The sequence below is a fragment of the Micromonospora sp. 15K316 genome, assembly GCF_004348525.1.
In the GTDB taxonomy this organism is placed as follows: Bacteria; Actinomycetota; Actinomycetes; order Mycobacteriales; family Micromonosporaceae; genus Micromonospora.
The window spans coordinates 1-16,881 of sequence record NZ_SMKG01000122.1 but is presented as its reverse complement, the minus strand read 5'-3'; the positions used below and the strand labels follow the sequence as shown (position 1 = coordinate 16,881).

The following is a 16,881-nucleotide window of genomic DNA, read 5'->3' as shown; positions in this document are numbered from 1 at the left end:
ATCCCCAGCGGTACGGCCACCCCGAGCAGTACGGCCACCCCGAACAGTACGGCCACCCCGAGCAGCGCGGCCGCCTCGAACAGCGCGGCTACCCGCAGCCCGGCGGCTACCCCGAGACGCCGCCCGGCGGGTACCCGCCGCAGCGGACCGCGCCCACCCCGCCCGGGACCGAGCCGCCGCCCGGGGAACCGTTGCTCACCCCGCCCGGGCCGAAGAAGCCCCGCAGCGGCACGGTCGTCCTGATCGTGGCCGCCGTGCTGGTGCTCCTCCTCGGCGGCGGGGCCGCCACCTGGTTCGTCGCCGGGGACGACGTGGGCGAGGGAGTCGAGTCGGGGCGCATCCGCGTGGTCGCGCCGGAGACGCTCGCCGGCCGACCCCGGATCACCGAACCCGGGTTGCAGAGCGTCGCCGACCAACTGGTCGCCGACATGAACAAGCGGGCGCAGGATCAGACCACCGGCAGCGTCGGCGCCTTCTACGGCGACCGCGCGAAGCGGGAGCTGGCGATGATCGCGAGCGCCTCCGGGCCGATACCCGATCCGAGCAGGAGGCTGGCGGACGCGATCGCCGAGATCTCCCCGGAGCTCGCCGTCACCGAGACGGCGCCGGTGGATCCCGGCCCCCTCGGGGGCGAGGCCCGCTGCGGTGACGGCAAGCTCGACACCACCCCGCTGGGCGTCTGCTTCTGGGCCGACCGGGGCAGCGTCGGCGCGATCGTGGTCTATTTCACCTCCGCCGAGGAGATCGCGGCCGAGTTCGTCACGATGCGCGGTGAGATCGAGCAGCGCTCCTGACCCGTCCCCGGTGGACCCCGATCACCATGGTGGCCGGGGCCCACCGCGTCAGGCCGGCCCGCCGCCGGGCGCGCTCCGTTCCCGCGGCCGGGCGGGACGTCACGCCGACGGTCGGGCAGGCGTCACGCCGGGATCGGCCCGGGCTCGGCGGTCGCCGGAGCCGTCGAGGCGGCGCGTTCGGCGGGGCTGCGCAGCACGCAGAATTCGTTCCCCTCCGGGTCGGCGAGCAGCACCCAGCCGGAGCCGTCCGGCCGGCGGTGGTCCGCGACCTGCGTCGCGCCGATGCCGAGCAGCCGCTCGACCTCCTCGTCCCGGGTCCGGTCGGCCGGCTCCAGGTCCAGGTGGAGGCGGTTCTTCACGACCTTGCCCTCGGGCACGGCCAGGAAGAGCACCTCCGGACCGCCGGGCGGCAACAGCATGGCCTCCGGATCGCCTGGGAAGTCGTCGGGCTGGCGGGGGCAGTCGAAGACCTGGGCCCAGAACCCGGCCAGGGCGTAGGTGTCGTGGCAGTCGATGCCGATGTTGTGGATCCGTGCGCTCACGGTCGCTCCTTCGAGCTGGAGGAACGCGCTCCGCGGGGCCGGAACAGTCAGCGGTGACCGGGGCGGGGCGCGAGACTGGTGATGGTGGACATCAACCACACCCCCTCTCCACCGTCGGGCTGACTTCGACGACGACCTTCTCAGATCGGGCGACGCCCGGCAACCCCGTCGGGCGGTCAGCGCCCGCCCGCGGCCCCCGTCCCGCCCCGACCGTCGCCGGACGCCGGGGCGGCCGGGACGGCATCGGCGGCGGGCAGCCGTACCGTCACCTCGAGACCGCCGCCGGGCTGGGCGATCGCCTGCACGGTTCCGCCGTGCGCGTCGCAGACCGCCCGGACGATCGACAGCCCCAGTCCGGACCCGCGCGCGCCGGTACGTTCCCGCCCACCGCGCCGGAACGGTTCGAAGAGCCCCGGCACGTCCGCCGGATCCACCTCGAACCCGGTGTTGCCGACCACGAGCCAGGAGTCCTGCCCGTCCGCGCCGGTACGCACCCAGAGCCGACCGTGCAGGTGGTTGTAGCGGACCGCGTTCTCGATCAGGTTGCCCGCCAGCCGGTCCAGCAGCCCCGGATCACCGGCCACGGGTGCGGGCTCCAGCGACGTCTGCACCCGCAGTCCGATCCGCTCCATCTCCCGGCGCATCGCCGAGAGCGCGTTGGCGGTCCCGCCGGCCAGGTCGCACTCCGTACGCCGGCCGAGCCGACGGCCGGCCTGGGCCTCGCTGCGGGCCAGTACCAGCAGCGCGTCGACCAGCCCGTTCGCCCGCTCCGAGGCGTCCCGGACGACTGTCGCCATCCGGCGGTACTCGGCGATGTCCGCCTCGTCGTCGCTGAGCGTAACGTCGATCTCGGTGCGCATCACCGCGAGCGGTGTACGCAGCTCGTGCGAGGCGTTCGCCACGAAACGCTTCTGCGTCTCGAACGAGGCGGCGATCCGGTCCAGCATCGCGTCGAAGGTCTTCGCCAGCTCGGCCACCTCGTCGTCGGCGCCCGAGTAGCCGATGCGCTGGTCGAGGGTGGCCTCGCCGAGTCGCTGTGCGGTGGCGGTGACCTGGTGCAGCGGGCGCAGCGTACGGCCGGCCACCGCGTATGCCCCGGCCACGCCGACCACGCTGATGGCGAGCAGCGCCACCAGGCCCTTGAGCAGCAGTTCGCCGGAGGAGACGTCGAGGAGCTGACGCTGCCACTCGCCGGCGTCCAGGGTGCGACCGTCGGAGAGCGTCACGGTGCTGCCGGGGAGCAGCTGGTCGGTCGGTCGCAGCGCGTCGCGGACCAGCAGCCAGGCGAGCAGCACGAGGACCGCTCCGGCGCCGACCAGCAGCACCCCGTTGAGTAGGGTGAGCCGCAGCCGCAGCGTCGGCCGCAGCCGCAGCCGGCGACGCGCACCGGCGCGCCCCGTCGCGGTGGCGGCGAGCCCGGTCACTCGACCCCCTCGGCCGTGCGGTAGCCCGCGCCCACCACGGTCTCGATCAGGGGTGGGTCGCCGAGCTTCTTCCGCAGGGTCATCACGGTGACCCGGACGATGGTGGTGAACGGGTCGGTGTTGGCGTCCCAGACCCGCTCCAGCAGCTCCTCGCTGGAGACCACCGCGCCGCGCGCCTTCAGCAGCTCGCGGAGCACGCCGAACTCCTTGTTTGTCAGGTCGACGGGCACGCCGGCACGGGTGGCGACGCGCCGGGCCGGGTCCAGCACCAGGTCGGCCAGGGCGAGCACCGGCGGGGCGGCTGGGGTGGCCCGCCTTCCCAGCGCCTGCACCCGGGCGACCAGCTCGTCGAAGGCGAAGGGCTTCGGCAGGTAGTCGTCGGCGCCGAGTTGCAGGCCCTCCACCCGGTCCGCCACCGTCCCGCTGGCGGTGAGCATCAGCACCCGGGTCAGCGTCTCCGAGGCGGCCAGCTCGGCGCAGATCTGGTCACCGTGCACCCCGGGCAGGTCGCGGTCCAGCACCACCACGTCGTAGCGGGTGACGAAGGCCAGCTCGTGCCCGGTGTCGCCGTCGTAGGCGACGTCGACAGCCATGCCCCGCTTGCGCAACCCGCGCGCGATCGCGTCGGCGAGGTTGCGCTCGTCCTCCACCACCAGTACCCGCATGCCGCTCTCCTCGCTGCTGACCTCCCGACAATCTAGGGCCTGGTGCAAAAGACCCACCCGAACGAGCCCGGACACGGGTGCCGTCCGGCCGGGCGGGCTCGGCCGGAGACCGCGGTGGCGCCCGGCCGAGGGTCGCCGTCGGGCGCACCCGCGCGCATCCCGGTCGCTCTCCCCTGGTGCCGGTGGCCGCTCCGGCGTCCCTCGCCGGCCGGCCCGGCCGCCATTGCCGGGACCGGCCGGCGTACGCGATGCTTCCGACATTCGGCACAGCGACGGACGGACCATCATGACCACAGCAGCCCCGCCCCGGACCCGAGACATCGCCTACCGGGGGTTCCGCCTCCCCGGCGAGGAGGCGGCCGGGGTCGGCGTGGGGCTGCGCGCCGAGGCGCACGGACTGCTGATCGGCGAGGCGGCCGGCGTCCGGCCCGGTCCCGCCGGCGACGAGGGGCGGTACGAGTGGGGCAGCTGGACGGCGCCGCCGGTGCCGGTCGGCTTCCCCGTCGGCGAGGTCGTCCCGTCGTGGACCGCGCTGACCCCGGACGGCTGCTGGATCGAGGTGGAGCTGCGCGGCTGGCACGGGGACGGTCCGGCCACCGGCTGGTACGTGTTGGGCCGCTGGGCGGCCGACGACCGGACGGTACGCCGTGGCTCGGTGCCCGGGCAGCGCGACGGGGCCGCCCGGGTGGAGACCGACACGCTGGTGATCGGAGCGGCGACGGTGACCGGGTGGCAGCTGCGGGTGACGCTGCTGCGCCCGGCGGGCGGCGGTGCCGGCCCGGTGTTGCGGACGGTCGGCGCGGTCGCCACCGGCCGCCCGGGGACGGCTCCACCGGACACCGCCCACCGGCCCACGTCGGCGACCGACGGTCCGGACCCGGCGCCGGTGGAGCAGAGCCCGGGACGGCCCGGTGACGCCCGGGGCGTCGTGCTGGACGTGCCCCGGTACGCGCAGCGGCTGCATGGCCCGTACCCGCAGTGGGGTGGCGGGGGCGACTCCTGGTGCAGCCCCACCTGCACGTCGATGGTGCTCGCCTTCTGGGGTGCCGCCCCGCCCGCGCGGCGCTACGCCTGGGTGGACCCGCCCGGCCCCCGCCCGGTGGTGGTGCACGCCGCACGGCACTGCTACGACCACGCCTACGGCGGGGCCGGCAACTGGGCCTTCAACACCGCGTACGCCGGACTGCACGGGGTCGACGCCTTCGTCACCCGGCTGCGGTCGCTGGCCGAGGCGGAGGCGTTCATCGCGGCCGGCATCCCGCTGGTGGTCTCCGCCGCGTTCCGCGCGGGCGAGGTGCCCGGGTTGGCGTACGACACCCGTGGTCATCTGATCGTGCTGGTCGGCTTCACCTCGGACGGGGATCCGGTGCTCAACGACCCGTACGCCGAGAACGACGAGGCGGTGCGCCGGATCGTGCGGCGGGACCGGTTCGAGGCCGTCTGGCAGCGCGGCAGCGGCGGAATGGCCTACGTCATCCGCCCCTCCGAGGTGGCGCTGCCGCCGGCGCCCGCCCAGGCCAACTGGTGAGCGGCGCGCGGCCGACCGGAGGCGGGGTCACGGCTTGAGCTGCCACAGCCCGTACCCGCCGGTGGGCTTGCGGCACGCCAGCTGGTAGCCGATGCCCTGGCAGTCTCCGGTGGCCTCGCGCAGCACGTCGAGCGGTCGGGCGGTGCCGGTGGTGAGGTCCAGCTCGGCGACGAGCAGCCCACCGCCCGGCTGCGGCCGGATGCCGATGACCGGCCCGTCGGGCCTCGTCGGCGGCACCATCTCCCAACGGCCCAGCTCGCCGCGGACCGCACCGGTGACCGGGTCGAGCACCGCGAGCCGCATCGCTCCGCCGTCGTTCGCCGTGGTGACCACCAACCCGTCACGGGTCGACCAGGCGATCCAGCCACGGCCCGTCCAGAGCCGCCGCCCGGTGGCGGGGTCGATCGCCTGAAGCTCCTCGGAGCGGCCCTGGAAGCAGAGGACCGGCCCGCACTCCGACGCGTAGAAGGCCTCGCCCAGTTCGGTCCGCCAGCGCAGCCGCAATCCGTCCAGGTCGTACGCGGTGACCGTCGCGGGCCGGCCGCCGAGGGTGAGCAGCGCGTCCCCGATCGCCTGCACGCCGACGTCGCGGCCGTCGGTCGGCGCGCCCGGCTCGCGACGGTCGGTGGGGTTCCACAGGTCCGCCTCCGCCCGCACCGCACCGGTGCTCGCGTCGCGTACCTCGACCCGACCGTCGGCGGTGCTGAGCACCAGCCGGTCGACACCGGACTCGGTGGCCCGGAAGGTGAACTGCCCGTCCGGTGTCTGCACGTGCCAGCGCACCCGGCCGCAGCAGCTGTCCACCACGCGCAGCGTCCTGCCCTGCTCCTCGTCGCCCGTCTCCAGCAGCAGACCGCCGCCGCTGACCGGCAGTGGCGACCCAGGCTGCTGCCACCGGAACTTCCCGGTGGCCGGGTCCAGGGCGATGGTCACCGTGCCCGGCGGGTCGCCCGCCATGGCCTCGTAGCCGGCGATCAGCAGCATCCCCTCCTGTATCGACATTCCCCAGTACCGGCCCTGCACCGGCAGCGGCACCTGCCAGAGCAGCTCGCCCCCGGGCAGCCGATACGCGTCCAGCCGGCGCTGCGAACCGTTCAGGCCGGTTGGTTCCACCACCAGGTAGAGGTCGTCGGCGATCAGCGCCACGGCGCCGAGGGCCGCCGGCAGGACGACCACCTCGCGGCGCGGCAAGGGTGCCGCGGCGACCAGGGTGGCCAGCAGCACCAGGAGAACCAGCGCGACGCGCAGCGGCCGGCCGACGGAGCGCGGCGGTCGGGGCAGCTCCTCCGGATCCCGGTCGTGCCGCAGCTCACCGAGATCGATGATCGCCATGGTCGCTCCCCCGTCTCCCCCAGCAGGCCGGCGCACGTCCGACAAACCGACCGCCGACGTGCCGGCCCGGCAAATACCCCGGATACGGCCTGTACGATGGCGCGTCGTGGCCGTGCCGGTGATAGATCCCTCGCTGAAACCCCTAGCCGACAACGACCGGGCCGAGGCCGGCCCGTCGCGACCGGGCCGGCGTCGACCGGCGCGAGCCGACCTACTGGCCCTCGGAGCCTATGTGGTGCTCGGGGTTCTCGTCTGCCTCAACTACTGGGGGGACGTGCAGGGCCGGGTCTCCTCGCACCTGCCCACCGACCACAGCTGGTTCGAATGGCTGTTCGCGCACGGCGCGTACTCGGTGCGGCACCTGGAGAACCCGCTCTTCACCATGCGGCAGAACGCCCCGCTCGGGGTGAACATGATGGCGAACACCTCACTGCTCGGGGTGACGTTGCCGTTGGCGCCGCTGACCATGCTGCTCGGCCCGCAGGTGATGTACGCCCTCTACCTCGGCGGGGCCCTCGCGGCCACCGCGGCGACGAGCTACTGGATGCTCTCCCGGCATCTGGTGCGCTCCCGCGCGGCGGCCTTCGCCGGTGGCGCGTTCCTCGGCTTCGCGCCCGGCGTCGTGCACCACGCCAACGGCCAACCCAACTTCGTCTCCAACTTCCTGCTCCCGCTGATCGTGTCGCGGGTGCTGCGCCTCGGAGAGCCGGGACGGTGGCGGCGCAACGGTCTCGCGCTCGGCCTGCTGGTCGCGTACCAGATCTTCATCAACGAGGAGATGCTGCTGCTCACCGCGTTGGCGTGCCTGGTCGTCGTGGCGGCGTACGCGGTGCAGCGGCCGGCCGCCACACGGGCCATTGCCGGCACGTTCGGCGCGGCGCTCGGCGTCGCCGGCGCGGTGGCGCTGCTGCTGACCGCGTACCCGATCTGGTTCCAGTTCAACGGGCCGCAGTCCTACCGGGGTCTGCAGGGCGGGGTGTTCCACAACTGGGGCGAGGACCTGGCGGCGTTCGTCACCTTCCCCCGGGACACCCTGGCCGGTGATCCCGCCGTCGAGCAGACCATCGGGCTGACCGAGCAGAACTCCTGGTTCGGCTGGCCGCTGGTGCTGGTCGCCGTCGTGGCCCTGGTGCTGCTGGTCCGCCGGTCGCTGGCGGCGCGGATCACGGCGGTGCTGGTGGTGCTCTTCACCGTCGCCGCGCTCGGTCCCCGGATCCGGCTCGGTGGCGAGGAGACGACTGTCAACGGTCCGTGGCACTACATCCCCGACGACCTGCCGCTGGTCGAGATGATGATGCCGACCCGGCTGACCCTGGTGGTGGCCGCTGCGGTCGGCGTGCTGATCGCGCTGGCCTGGGACGCGCTCACGCCGCCGAGCCGGCCGGTCGCCGCGCGGGTGCCGGCGCAGCGCGGCGGCGAGCCCGGTCCGGCGGCGGGAGCGGCCTCCGCACCGGCCCTGGCCGTCGGCCGGAGAGCCGTCGCGCCACGGTGGCTGCGCCCCGTGGGGTACGCGGCCATCACGCTCGCCCTGCTGCCGCTCATCCCGCGACCGCTGCCGGCCCAGCCGGTGGAGCCGCCGCCGCACTTCGTCACCGCCGGCGGCTGGCGGCCGTACGTCCCGGCCGGGCGGACCCTGGTCCCGGTGCCGATCCCCAGCAACGTGCACGGCCTGCCGACGCTGCGCTGGAGCGTCCTCAGCGGACAGGAGTTCCCGATCCCGGCGGGTTACTTCATCGGGCCGAACGAGAAGGGCGAGGGCGTCTTCGGCGCGCCGAACCGCCCCACCAGCACCCTCGTCTACTCCACCATGGACTCCGGCACGGTGCCGGCGCTCACCGAGGAGAACCGGCGGCAGGCCGTCGAGGATCTGCGCTGGTGGCGGGCCTCGGTGGTGGTGCTCGGTGCGCACCCGAAGGAGGCGGTGCTGCGGGAGTTGATGACCGGGTTGCTCGGGCAACCGCAGCGCGTCGACGACGTCTGGCTCTGGGACGTACGCCCGCTGGTGGACTGACCGGCGGGACCCCGCCGCTCCCGGCGGCACGTGGATCAGCGCACCCGGTCCCGGACGTCCCACACCCAGGCGTCACCGACCGCCCGTCCGGGGCCGACCAGCGCGTCCACGGTTCGCCGCACCGCCGCGCCGTGGCGCAGGTCGCCCTGCACCACGATCGCGGCCCGCCAGTGGCGCAGGTCCTCGACGGCCTGCCGGCGGTCGGCGTCGGTGACCACCGGCGCCTGGCCGGTCTCCGCCACCCGCCGCAGCAGCGCCGCCGTGGGCCGGTCCGGCGCGCCCCACCGCGCCGCCGGGTCGTGCGGTCCGCTCGGGCCGATGAAGTACCCGCCGGGGGCGCGGAAGGCGAGCCCGGTCCGGGCGGACCAGAGCATCCCCGGGCTGACCGCCGCGCCGGTGACCGGTGGCACCGGGACCACCGTCGCGCCGGTCGGCACCTGCCCCCGCCACCGTTGCTCGGTGAGGAACGCCGGGACGGCGGGGGCCGCCACGGTGCGGATCGGCGTCGGGAGCAGCGGCAGCAGCGCCGCGGCCACCGCGCCGGTCCAGAGCAGCCGCACCGGCACGCCCGGTCCGGCCGGCGCGCCGGCGGGCTCGGCGCGGGGCGGACGCGCCCGGTCCAGCGAGAGGGCCAGCAGGACACCCAGCACCGGTACGCAGACCAGCGCGAAGCGTGCCGGCACCGCCAACTCCAGCAGGGGCAGCCCGGCCACCAGCCGGTACGGGCCCGGGATGCCGGTGCCCGAGCCGTGCACCCGGATCTCGGTGCCGAGCGAGAGCAGCGCGAAGAGCAGGCCGCAGCCGGCCAGCGCCCGCACCAGCGGACGCCGCCCGAGCCAGATCACGATCACGGTGGCGAGCACCAGGAGCCCGGGGCCGAAGAAGGAACTCTCCTCGGTCGGGTTCGGCGCGAGCAGCCCGGGCGGATGGTCGTTCCCGATCACGGTCTGCCGGGCGGCGGCGGTGAACGAGGCCAGGTCGAGCTGGTAGCTGTACGCGGCGAACGCCATCCCCCGGTAGTGCTGCGGGCCGGCGAACTGGAACCAGAGCGGGTACGCCAGGAGCAGACCCGCCACGACCGCGCCGACCCCGGCCCGGCCGAGCAGCGCCGGCGCCGCACGCCGGGCCGCCGCCGGGTCGGCGAGCGCGTACCCGAGCACGAGGACGCCGACGGCCAGCGCCAGGAAGGCCAGGGTCTCCTCGCCGATGAAGGCCTGCCAGGTGACCAGCAGACCGAGCCACACTCCGGGCCGGACCACCCGCCCGGGCGCCGGCCGGAACAGCCACGCCAGGATCGCCGGCACCAGGAACTGGGCCGCGATGTGCAGGTGCGCGCCGGCCTGGGAGACCATCCCCGGGGCGAAGCCGCAGAAGAGCCCGCCCACCAGCGCGGCGGTTCGGGAGGTGACGAGCCGGCGGCGCAACAGCACGTACCAGGCGGTGGCGGTGCCCGCCAGGCAGCAGACGACCGCCGTGAGGAACGCCGCCTGCGAGCCGAACAGCAGGGTGACCGGGGTCAACGGCAGCCCGAGACCCAGCACCGAGGTGTTCGCCATCAGGTTGATCCCGTCCGGCGCGTTCAGGGCGGTGCCGTGCAGGGGATTCTCCCCGGTGACCACCGAGCGGGCCGCGTGGGCCAGCATCCACTCGAAGAGGATCTGGTCGCCGGCCTGGTGGAACAGCCGCTCGGGTCGGCCCCACTGGCCGCCGGTGAGCAGCACGGCCAGCGCGACGTACCCGGCCACCACCAGTGCGTCCGCCGTCCACGGCGGACGGCGTGTCCGACGCGCCTGCGTGGTGGTCGGGGTGGCGGCGGTGGTCTCGGTGGAGATCACGGTTCGCGGCTGGTCAGCGCCCGCACGTCCCAGACCCAGACGTCGAGCTCCCGCCGGCCGGGGCCGGCCAGTTGCTCGACGGTACGCCGCAGCGGCTCGACGTTCTGCTGGTCGAACGGGAGCACCAGCACCGCCGCCCGCCAGTGCCGCAGCTCGTCCAGGAACCGGCGGCGTTGCCGGTCGTCCAGCTTCGGCGTACGCCCGGTCGTGGCCACCTCCTGCAGCAGTTCGCCGACGCCGCTGGGTCGGCCGCCGAAGCGACCCGGGTCGCCGGTGTTGCCGTTGCGTGGTGCGAGGAAGTAGCCGCCCGGGATCTTGAAGTCGAGGTTGGTGGCGGCGGCCCAGCGCATCCCGTTGGTGTTGCCCATGCTCGGCACCGGGATCGGCACCAGCGTCTGGTCGGGTGCCACGTAGGCCCGCCACCGGTCGGCGGTGATGAACTTCGGCACCGGCGGGCGGGAGACCACACTCAGCGGCATGGGCGTGATCGGCAGCAGCGCGAGCACCAGGCCCGCGACGGTGAGCGTCCGGGCGGTACGCCGGTCCGGCAGCCGCAGCGGCCACGCCCGTTCCACGGCGATCGCCAGCAGGACGGCGACCACCACGGAGGTGATCAGGCCGAACCGGGTCGGTACCACCGCGTCGAGCAGCGGCAACCGGACCAGCAACTCCCACGGCCCGGTGAGCAGCTCCCGGTGCCACCAGGAGACCCGCTCGCCGAGGGAGAGCACGGCGAAGAGGGCACCGGTGGCGGCGAGCGCCCGGACCATCACCTCCCGGCGCAGCCAGAGCACGATGCCGACGGTGAGCAGCGTGAGGCTCCACCCGAGGAACGCGTTCTCCTCCGAGTAGTTCGGAGCCAGGCCGACGTTCGCCCGCTCGTTGCCGCCGAGCGTCGGCGAGCCGGGGGCGAAGAAGGCGGCGATGTCGTTGCCGTAGTCCTGTACCGCATCGCTGAGGCCGTGGTACGCCATCGGCCCGGCGAACTGGATGTAGAGCGGGTACGCCAGCAGCGCGCCGGCCAGCACCGCGCACGCGGCGAGCCCCACGGCCAGCGGTCGCCACGCCGCCGCCCAGCGGTGCGGCTCCTGCACGAGGACCGCGAGCAGGAACACCCCGCAGGTCAACGCGGTGAAGAGGAGGATCTCCTCGTTGACGAACGCCTGGGCGGTGACCAGGAGGGCGAGCAGCACTCCGTCCCGGACGGGCCGCCGGGCGCGGGTGAGCACGAGCACCCGCCAGACGATGAACGGCAGCAGGTACTGGCTGATGATGTTCGGGTGCCAGTTGGCGTGCGAGAGCATCGCCGGGGAGAAGCCGCAGAGCCATCCGCCGACCGCCGCGGCCAGCCGGTTGCGCACCAGGTGCCGGGAGAGCACGTGGTACCAGGCGGCGGCGGTGCCGGCGAGGCCGAGCGTGACCAGCAGCACGAAGGAGACCGCGGGACCGAAGAGGAGGGTCACCGGCACCATCGGGATGCCCAGCGCCAGGATGGCCGTGTTGGCCATCAGGTTGACGCCGTCGGGGTAGTTGAACTGTTCGGTGTAGAACGGGAACTCGCCGTGCAGCACGACCCGTACCGAGTGCGCGAGGAAGAACTGCACCTGGGCCGGGTCCATCCAGATCCGACTGGTCACCCAGAGCGCGGCGAGCAGGAAGACGGCGTACACCGCCAGGTCCTGCCGGCGGGGGCTCCACCGCCACCGTCGGACGGCCACCGGAGCGCCGGCGTCGGTCGAGCTCGCGCCGGAGCTGCGGCCGGTCTCCTCGACCGGCGACCGTTCCAGGCCCGGGGCGGGTGGCGCATCGATGGTGGCGACCGCCGTGGCGCCGTCGCGTGCCGCACGGCCGGCGCCGTCCACGCCGGCGCAGGCCACTCTCCGATCGGGTCGGACGCCCGCGGCGGCGTCGTTATCCAGGGCGGATGCGGCGCGGGACTCGACAGACGTCACAGTCGGCGGAGTCTACCGGAGCGGCGAAAAGGCGGGAAAACCCTGGTGTCGGTCCTTTGTGACCTGCCGTCCGGTGCGCACTGCTGGCCCGGCACGAGGTGCTGCGTCATGTTGGTCGGACATCTCGTACTATGGCGCTTCCGACTTCCGGGCGAGTGATCGGGGGCGTACAGGTGGCTCCAGCCCGCCGACGCGGCACGACGGCCACCGTGCTGCTGGCCGTGCTGCTGGCCGTGACGGCCTGCGGTCCGGTCGCCGAGCGTCGACCCGGTGACCTGCGGGTCGGCTACGACAGCCTGGACGGCACGCTCGCGATCTGGCCGCCGCGAGGCGACCTCGCCGGCGACGCCTCGGTGACCGCGGCGGTGACCGACGCGGTACGCGACTGGCGGTCACCGGCCGACGACCGGGTGCACATGCCCTCCTCCGGCATCCTCTTCTCCGGCGAGGTCGACGGCGCGCCGCTGGCCCTGGTCGCCGCCGACGTGCCGGGCCACAGCGCCTCCTGGCTGTTGCAGCTCACCCGCGACGGCGACGGCTACGTCGTCACGCGGGCCGCCGAATACACCGACCCCGGCTATCTCGTCTACTCCGACGTCCTACCGGTGCTGACTCCGGCGGGGCGTCGCTATCTCGTCTCCGACCGGGTGGCGCGTCTGCTCGGGCCCGACGGCAAGGCGCTCGCGACCAGGGACGGCATCAGCGCGCCCGCCGAGGTGCCGGCCTGCCGCGCGGTGCCGGTGACGGCCGGCCTGCGGAGCACCGAGTCGCTGCCCCGAGGTCGGGAGACGCAGCGCCTGCTCGATCTCGGCACCGGCGTCGACGACCCGCGCTACCCCCTGGTCGACGACGCGACCGGCTCCGGCCGGCGCGCGCTGACCGGGCTGGACACCTGCGCGCTCGCTGCGGAGCAGGGGCCGTTCGGCAGCATCCCCCGCCGCATCGGGGACCGGGACGCGCCGGGCTCGGTGCCGGAGTCGTGGCCGATGGCGAAGATCGCGGTCCGTTCGCTCGGCGAGTTGACCCTCGGCCGGGGTGAGCCGGGCGAGCTGGAGCAGCTCACCTGGCAGAGCGCCACCGACACGATGACCGCGGTGGTCTACCGGCCGCCCGGCGGCGACCCTCCGGTGCTCTCCCCCGCCGACCGGGTCGGCCCGTTGCAGGCCTACCGGCTGCCCGTGCCCGACCAGCCACTGGTGGTGCTGAGCTGGCGTTCGACGCGGGACAGCTCCCTGTCGGTGGCGCCGGGCACGCCGCTGCTGGTGGAGCGACCGGGGCTCGCGGTGATGTCGCGGCCGGAGCGGCCGGAGACGGTCAGCCTGGCCGGCGCGGAGAAGACCCACTACCGGTCGGTCGGCGGTCGCTGAGCGCCGTGCCGCGGACCCGTGGCGCGCGCCGCGGTCGGTCGTCGCCGACGGTGTACCGCCCGCCGTCGTGGACGCGCGTCCACGCCGTCCGCACGGCGGCGGACGTCCCGTTCGGGGACGCCCGCCGCCGTCGGAGTCAGTTCTGCGCGGCCTTGTCGCTGGCGGTGACCCGCACCGGTTCGACGGATGCGCCGTCGAGCCCCGAGATCCAGCCGGTGACGTCCCGGGCCACGTCCTGCGCGGTGAGCCGGAGGTCGGCGAGGATCTGCGCGCGGGTGCCGTGCGGGTGCCAGTCGGCCGGCACGCCGAGGTCGCGCAGCGGCACCCGGACGTCGGCGTCCCGCATCGCCTGGGCGAGCGCGTCGCCGACCCCGCCGACCCGGACGCCGTCCTCGACAGTGACCACGAGCCGGTGCGCGGCGGCCAGCTCGACCAGCTCGCCCGGGACCGGGCGGACCCAGCGTGGGTCCACCACCGTGACGCCGTAGCCCTGCTCGGCGACCCGGGCGGCGACCTCCATGCCGAGGTGGCCGAAGGCGCCCACGGCGACCAGCAGCACGTCGGTACGCGCCGACTCGGTGAGCACGTCCACCGTGCCGACCCGGCGTACGGCGGGCAGGTCACCGGCGACGGCGCCGGTCGGGAAGCGGAGCACGGTGGGGCCGTCGTCGACAGCCGTCGCCTCGCGCAGCTCCTCGCGGAGCGTGGCGGCGTCCCGGGGCGCGGCGATGCGCAGACCGGGTACGACACCGAAGACCGACATGTCCCAGATGCCGTAGTGACTCGGCCCGTCCGGGCCGGTGATGCCGGCGCGGTCGAGCACGAACGTCACCGGGAGCTTGTGCATCGCCACGTCCAGCAGCACCTGATCGAACGCCCGGTTGAGGAAGGTCGCGTAGACCGCCACCACCGGGTGCAGGCCGCCGAGCGCGAGGCCGGCCGCCGAGGTGACGGCGTGCTGCTCGGCGATGCCCACGTCGTACACCCGCTCCGGGTACTTACGGGCGAGGGTGGCGATGCCGGTCGGCTCCGCCATCGCGGCGGTGATGCCCACCACGTCGGGACGCTCGTCGGCGATCGCGACCAGCTCGTCGGCGAAGACGTGGGTCCACTTCACCGAGGGCGCGGCGACCAGCTGGCCGGTCTCGACGTCGAAGGCGCCACCCGGGCCGTGCAGGCAGTCCGCCTCGTCCTCCTCGGCCGGGCGGTAGCCGTACCCCTTCCGGGTGACGGCGTGCACGATCACCGGGCCGCCGAAGTTCTTCGCCGCCCGCAGCGCCGCCTCGACCGCCGGGACGTCGTGGCCGTCGACCGGGCCCACGTACTTGATGCCGAGGTCCTCGAACATCGCCTGCGGGGCGACCGCGTCCTTGATGCCCTTCTTGACCGCGTGCAGCACCTCGTACATCGGCTTGCCGACCAGCGGGGTCGAGCCGAGAGCGTCCTTGACCGTGTCGAGGACCTTCTCGTAGCCGGGGTTGAGCCGCAGCGACGACAGGTGGTCGGCCAGCCCGCCGATGGTCGGCGAGTAGGAGCGGCCGTTGTCGTTGACCACGATGACGAGCGGGTTGCCCGCGGTGGCGATGTTGTTCAGCGCCTCCCAGCACATGCCGCCGGTGAGCGCCCCGTCGCCGACCACGGCCACCACCGAGCGCGACTCGCCGCGCAGCGCGTACGCCTTGGCCAGGCCGTCGGCGTACGACAGGGCGGTGGAGGCGTGCGAGTTCTCGATCAGGTCGTGCTCGCTCTCCGCCTGGTTGGGGTAGCCGGAGAGACCGCCACGCTGGCGCAGCTTGTCGAAGCCGGCCTGCCGACCGGTGATGATCTTGTGAACATAAGCCTGGTGGCCGGTGTCGAACAGGAGCCGGTCCCGAGGCGAGTCGAAGACCCGGTGCATGGCGAGTGTCAGCTCGACCACGCCGAGGTTGGGGCCGATGTGCCCGCCGGTGCGGGACACCTTCGCGATGAGGAAGTCACGGATCTCGGCGGCGAGGATCTCCAACTGCTCGGCGGACATCCGCTTGACGTCCTGCGGACCGCGCACCTTCGCCAGCAGTTGGCTGTGGTCGGCCGTGTCCTGTTCAACACTCATGACCGCAGAGTCTATCGGCCATCCGTCACTTCGCAGCCGGGCCCGACCGCCTGGTTGCTCGGCGCGGGGGCGGCACAGCGCCGTCACGGCTGGTCAGGCACGGATCCGCAGCCGGCGGGGCGGAATCGCCGGGGTGGCGCGCGGCCCGGGCCCGGAGGGGGTCCAGGAGCCGAGGACGGCGGCCCGGGCCGCCCCGGTCACCGACCGGATCGAACCGGGCAGACCGTGCCAGGAGAGCCAGCCCAGCAGGGCGAAGGCGTACGCCTCCTTGGCCTGCGCGGGCACGCCCAGCTCGTCGGTCGTACGCAGCCGCCAGCGCCCCGCGCCCAGCTCGGTGAGGCGGGCCCGCAGCGTCGGGTTGCGCACGCCGCCGCCCGAGGCGATCACCTCGGTCACGCCGTGCCGGTCGCACTCGGCGGCCACCACCCGGGCCGTCAACTCGGTCAGCGTGGCGAGTACGTCGTCGGCCGCGACCGGCTCACCGAGCGCGGCGAGCCGCTCGTCGAGGTAGCCGGGGTGGAAGAGCTCCTTGCCTGTCGACTTCGGCGGGGGCGCGGCGTAGTACGGCTCGGCGAGGAGCCGGTCGAGCAGGCCCGGATGCACCCGGCCGGCCGCCGCCCGGACGCCGTCGAGGTCGCAGGGCCGGCCCAGGAGACGACGGGCCGCGGCGTCGAGCAGCGCGTTGGCCGGCCCGATGTCGTACCCGAGCACCGGCGCGCCCGGGGCGACCACTGTGAGGTTGGCGATCCCGCCGAGGTTCAGGGCGGCGCGTGGCGCGCCTGCGCGGCCGATCCCGCCGGTTCCGGCCGCCCCCGGGACCGCCGGCTCGGGGCCGGGGCCGGCCGGTTCGTCCGGGGCGAGCAGCAGGGCGTCGAAGGCCGGCACCAGCGGCGCCCCCTGCCCGCCGGCCGCGATGTCCGCCGAGCGCAGGTCGCTGAGCACCGGTACGCCCACCCGGGCGGCGACCCGGGCCACCGCCCCGAGTTGCAGGGTGCCCCGGGCCACGCCGTCCTGCACCCAGTGGAAGACGGTCTGCCCCGGCGAGACCACCAGGTCGGCATGGCCGCCGGCGAGCTCGACGCCGAGCGCCGCCGCCTCGGCGAAGACGTCCCCGAGCAGGTTGTCCAGCCGGCAGACCGCCTCGATCGTGGTGGCCGCCGGCGGCAGCAACGCGCCGATCCGGGCGCGCAGCTCGTCGTCGTAGTCGAGTCCCCGGTGCCCGAGCGGCCGTAGCCGGAGCGTCTCCCCGTCGACGGTGAACTCCGCCGCCGCCACGTCCACCCCGTCGTACGAGGTCCCCGACATCAACCCGACGATCTTCACCCCCGCAGGCTAACCC

General features: G+C 74.4%; 12 protein-coding genes. 4 read left to right on the top strand and 8 right to left on the bottom strand.

Features of this window, described 5'->3' with window-relative positions:
• Positions 1-794, top strand: a 794-nt coding sequence (locus tag E1211_RS32635) for a hypothetical protein (protein ID WP_165947306.1), incomplete at its 5' end; no start/stop codon positions are given.
• A gap of 122 nt (positions 795-916) precedes the next feature.
• On the opposite strand, the gene E1211_RS21120 is transcribed toward E1211_RS32635, so the two are convergent.
• The 3 genes from E1211_RS21120 to E1211_RS21110 all read right to left on the bottom strand — a co-directional run bounded on the left by E1211_RS21120 (position 917) and on the right by E1211_RS21110 (position 3,425).
• Positions 917-1,336 (bottom strand): VOC family protein, encoded by a 420-nt coding sequence (locus tag E1211_RS21120; protein ID WP_132350737.1) that lies wholly within the window; start codon positions 1,334-1,336, stop codon positions 917-919.
• Between the two features lie 176 nt (positions 1,337-1,512).
• The gene (locus E1211_RS21115) at positions 1,513-2,760 is read right to left on the bottom strand and encodes a sensor histidine kinase (protein ID WP_371686184.1); all 1,248 of its coding nucleotides are present in this window, start codon (positions 2,758-2,760) and stop codon (positions 1,513-1,515) included.
• The gene (locus E1211_RS21110) at positions 2,757-3,425 is read right to left on the bottom strand and encodes a response regulator transcription factor (protein ID WP_132350736.1); all 669 of its coding nucleotides are present in this window, start codon (positions 3,423-3,425) and stop codon (positions 2,757-2,759) included. Before E1211_RS21110 ends, E1211_RS21115 begins: the two co-directional genes overlap by 4 nt.
• 286 nt (positions 3,426-3,711) lie before the next feature.
• Between E1211_RS21110 and E1211_RS21105 the strand changes: the two genes are divergently transcribed.
• Positions 3,712-4,953 (top strand): peptidase C39 family protein, encoded by a 1,242-nt coding sequence (locus E1211_RS21105; RefSeq protein WP_132350735.1) that lies wholly within the window; start codon positions 3,712-3,714, stop codon positions 4,951-4,953.
• 27 nt (positions 4,954-4,980) lie between these two features.
• On the opposite strand, the gene E1211_RS21100 is transcribed toward E1211_RS21105, so the two are convergent.
• Complete coding sequence (locus tag E1211_RS21100) at positions 4,981-6,285, bottom strand: PQQ-binding-like beta-propeller repeat protein (RefSeq protein ID WP_132350734.1); 1,305 nt, start codon at positions 6,283-6,285, stop codon at positions 4,981-4,983.
• A gap of 118 nt (positions 6,286-6,403) precedes the next feature.
• Here E1211_RS21100 and E1211_RS21095 point away from each other — a divergent pair, with 118 nt between their 5' ends.
• Positions 6,404-8,296, top strand: coding sequence for a hypothetical protein (locus E1211_RS21095; protein WP_207915457.1), 1,893 nt, complete (start codon positions 6,404-6,406; stop codon positions 8,294-8,296).
• Between the two features lie 35 nt (positions 8,297-8,331).
• Here E1211_RS21095 and E1211_RS21090 read toward each other — a convergent pair whose 3' ends face one another.
• Together E1211_RS21090 and E1211_RS21085 are read right to left on the bottom strand one after the other, a co-directional pair.
• Positions 8,332-10,131, bottom strand: coding sequence for a hypothetical protein (locus tag E1211_RS21090; protein ID WP_132350732.1), 1,800 nt, complete (start codon positions 10,129-10,131; stop codon positions 8,332-8,334).
• A complete protein-coding gene (locus E1211_RS21085) occupies positions 10,128-12,008 on the bottom strand; it encodes a hypothetical protein (protein WP_371686183.1) in 1,881 nt (626 codons plus the stop codon). Before E1211_RS21085 ends, E1211_RS21090 begins: the two co-directional genes overlap by 4 nt.
• 248 nt (positions 12,009-12,256) lie before the next feature.
• Here E1211_RS21085 and E1211_RS21080 point away from each other — a divergent pair, with 248 nt between their 5' ends.
• Entirely contained in the window at positions 12,257-13,450 is a 1,194-nt protein-coding gene (locus E1211_RS21080; RefSeq protein WP_132350731.1) for a hypothetical protein, read from the top strand.
• 136 nt (positions 13,451-13,586) lie between these two features.
• Here the strand turns inward: E1211_RS21080 and dxs are convergent, their stop codons facing one another.
• Both dxs and E1211_RS21070 read right to left on the bottom strand, forming a co-directional pair.
• Positions 13,587-15,542 carry a 1-deoxy-D-xylulose-5-phosphate synthase gene (dxs, locus tag E1211_RS21075; RefSeq protein WP_132350730.1) on the bottom strand — a complete coding sequence of 652 codons (1,956 nt, stop codon included), beginning with the start codon at positions 15,540-15,542 and terminating at the stop codon, positions 13,587-13,589.
• A 93-nt stretch (positions 15,543-15,635) separates the two neighbouring features.
• Entirely contained in the window at positions 15,636-16,865 is a 1,230-nt protein-coding gene (locus E1211_RS21070; protein WP_132350729.1) for an anhydro-N-acetylmuramic acid kinase, read from the bottom strand.
• Positions 16,866-16,881: the final 16 nt, after the last annotated feature.

Excerpts from the sequence above, each read along its gene's own strand:
- E1211_RS21110 (WP_132350736.1), bottom strand. The coding sequence starts at position 3,425 with ATGCGGGTACTGGTGGTGGAGGACGAGCGCAACCTCGCCGACGCGATC.
- E1211_RS21105 (WP_132350735.1), top strand. The coding sequence starts at position 3,712 with ATGACCACAGCAGCCCCGCCCCGGACCCGAGACATCGCCTACCGGGGG.
- E1211_RS21100 (WP_132350734.1), bottom strand. The coding sequence starts at position 6,285 with ATGGCGATCATCGATCTCGGTGAGCTGCGGCACGACCGGGATCCGGAG.
- dxs (WP_132350730.1), bottom strand. The coding sequence starts at position 15,542 with ATGAGTGTTGAACAGGACACGGCCGACCACAGCCAACTGCTGGCGAAG.